We start from the raw sequence: 2,640 nt of genomic DNA on the forward strand, positions 1-2,640 counted from the left end.
CAACGCCATAGCTCGCCGAGAAGACGACGGGACGATAACCGCACAGTTCCAGCGGGTGCGCACCGCGATGCGTGATGTCGCGACGCTGGTCTGTGAGGGCCCCGAGGTCGTGATGACCCACGGCAACGGACCCGTGGTCGGCAACATCGTGCTGCGCGGTGAGATCGCCGGGGACACTGTCCCTCCCATGCCCCTTTTCATCGCCGGGGCCGACTCGGAGGGCGGCATCGGGCTGATGCTGCAGCAGGTGCTCGGCAACGAGTTGCGCTCTCGCGGCTCTGACTGCATGCCGGCCACGGTCGTCACACAAGTCGTCGTCGACCCCCATGATGCGGCGTTCGCGAACCCGACGAAGCCGATCGGCCCGCCGTACGCCCGCGCCGAGGCCATAGAGATGGCCGCGCGACGCGGATGGCGCATCTCCGAGCAGCCCGACGGCACCTGGCGTCGAGTCGTGGCCTCTCCTCGGCCACTCGAGATCGTTGAAGCACCCGCGGTCGACGCGCTGCTGCGCGGCGGCTTTGTGCCGATCGCCGCCGGAGGTGGCGGCGTGCCGGTGCGACGCGATGCTGATGGCTCACTCCACGGATGTGATGCGGTCGTCGACAAGGACTGGTCGAGCGCTGTGCTTGCCCGCCAGGTAGGAGCACAGTTGCTCGTGATCCTCATGGAGGCCCCTGCTGTCTTCTCGGCGTGGGGCACAGCTGAACCGGGGCCCATCGCGCGACTCACGGCACAAGAGGCCAGCGTATTGGCGGGGACCCTCCCGCAGGGCGGGATAGGACCCAAAGTGGCTGCGGCCGCATGGTTCGCGCGCCACGGAGGCCGAAGCGTCATCGGTCGCTCCGAGGATCTGCGTGCACTTGTGTCGAGCGACACAGGTACGGTCATCGAGTCGTAGGCCGCCTCCCTTCAGATGCGTCGCTCGCGAGCCGATAACAGACTCGCTGCACCACTGATGTCCTTCGGAGGCCTCGTGCTCACCGCAACAAGCAACCTCGCGCTGCTGCGCACCTATTACGAAGGCGAGAGCAAAGACCTCTTCCGGGTCGCGATGAACGCCACCTCTCTGACCGAGGCCAACCTCGCCTTCGACGTCTTGCGTGGCTCGGTCCCCGAGAAACCCTGCGTCGTCGCGTGCAACCTGCGAGAGGTCCTGCGCGAGATCCCCGGGTCACCGTTTCCGATGCGCTGCGACGAGCAGACGCTGGCGTCGACGGCCGGCCTTGAGCGGCGGATGGCCGCGATGGGCCGCACCTTGCCCGACGGAATCGAGATCGTGGTCACAACAGCCGGGAACCTGGTGCTCGACCTGATCGTGAAGTATCGCGGCGAGAAGTACTTCTGGACCCCCGCGAACGCCGAGGAGGACTTCATCAGCGACGAGGCGCTCGACCTCGTGGTCACAAGTGATCACCTACTCGAAGCGGTGATCGAGATCGTCTCGGCGATGGGTGTCGTGTTCAACCCTAAGTTCTACCTGTCCATGTCGGACTGGCATATGGAGCACGTGTCCGACGTCTTCGCCGGACTCGGCGACCTGTTCTAGCGGAGCGTCACGCGATCTCTGAGCTGCGGACGACCGAGCATCCCGCATCGCGCATGCGTTCGAGCGCCAAAGCCCCATCACCGGGCGCGAGCTCGACGGCCCGCACACCATCTTCGATGACCGAGACACTGAACCCGGCGGCGCGCGCATCGAGCGCCGTGTAGAGGACGCAGTAGTCGGTGGCGAGCCCCATGATCCACAGTGCCGAGACACCCATGCCCTTGAGCACGGCGGTGAGTCCAGTGTCTTTGCGGTGGCCGTTGTCGAAGAATGCGCTGTACGAGTCGATCGACGGGTCGGTGCCCTTGCGAACGACGTGCGTTATCGCAGCGACGTCGAGGGCCGAGTGCAGTGAGGCGCCGGGAGTCGACTGCACGCAGTGATCCGGCCACAGCACCTGCTCGACACCGCCCACGACCGCCATGTCGCCCACGCTGCATTCGGGATGGTTCGACGCGAACGAACCGTGGTCGGCGGGATGCCAGTCCTGGGTGGCGACCACGACGTCGAAGTGGTGCGCCATCTCATTGGCGACCGCGACGACGGCGTCGCCATCCGCCACCGGTAGCGACCCGAACGGCATGAAGTCGTTTTGCAGGTCGACGAGAAGCAGCGCCTTGGTCGTCATGCGATCACTCCATCTCGACGCGCCTGGCACCGGCGATCAGCTCGGTACGCCGTGCGAAGAGGCCCTCTTCCAGCCCCACCTTGAAGGTGTGCGGATTGAGGAATCGCTTGTGTGAGTCATCGAGGAGTGCAAGCTGTGAGAGCGCACGCTCCCTCGCCTCGGTGATCGGCGGCGGTGCGTACACGCGCGCGCCCTGTCGAAACACGGGCACGAGCAGTTCCTCGGCGCAGCACTGGTCGGTGTAGGTCGTCGCACGTAGCGGATCCTCCGGATGCACCATGGTGGGCGCATCGGGCAGGGGCACGGTGACGTCGTAGATCATGTCGCCGGCAAGCGAGCCGTCGCGGCGCGCGAAGCGCCTCACCCCCAGCACGCCCGGTGTGGTGACCTTCGCGGTCTGCTCGGACACCTTGACCCGGGGTGTCCACTCGCCGCCAGGTCGCCGGATGGCGGACAGCTTGTA

Annotated in this window: 4 protein-coding genes; 2 read left to right on the forward strand and 2 right to left on the reverse strand. The window is 66.2% G+C overall.

Translation table 11 applies throughout. The annotated features are described in order from the left end of the window. Together HGB10_11975 and HGB10_11980 are read left to right on the forward strand one after the other, a co-directional pair. Positions 1-901, forward strand: a 901-nt coding sequence (locus HGB10_11975) for a carbamate kinase (protein ID NTU72521.1), incomplete at its 5' end; no start/stop codon positions are given. 75 nt (positions 902-976) lie between these two features. Beyond that, positions 977-1,549, forward strand: a complete 573-nt coding sequence (locus HGB10_11980) for a hypothetical protein (GenBank protein NTU72522.1) — start codon at positions 977-979, stop codon at positions 1,547-1,549. Positions 1,550-1,556: 7 nt separating this feature from the next. On the opposite strand, the gene pncA is transcribed toward HGB10_11980, so the two are convergent. Beyond that, positions 1,557-2,177 carry a bifunctional nicotinamidase/pyrazinamidase gene (pncA, locus tag HGB10_11985; protein ID NTU72523.1) on the reverse strand — a complete coding sequence of 207 codons (621 nt, stop codon included), beginning with the start codon at positions 2,175-2,177 and terminating at the stop codon, positions 1,557-1,559. A 4-nt stretch (positions 2,178-2,181) separates the two neighbouring features. Next, on the reverse strand, positions 2,182-2,640 hold a 459-nt coding region (locus HGB10_11990), incomplete at its 5' end, for a nicotinate phosphoribosyltransferase (protein NTU72524.1).

The sequence above is a fragment of the Coriobacteriia bacterium genome (assembly GCA_013334745.1).
In the GTDB taxonomy this organism is placed as follows: domain Bacteria; phylum Actinomycetota; class Coriobacteriia; order Anaerosomatales; family JAAXUF01; genus JAAXWY01.

Excerpts from the sequence above, each read along its gene's own strand:
- pncA (NTU72523.1), bottom strand. The coding sequence starts at position 2,177 with ATGACGACCAAGGCGCTGCTTCTCGTCGACCTGCAAAACGACTTCATG.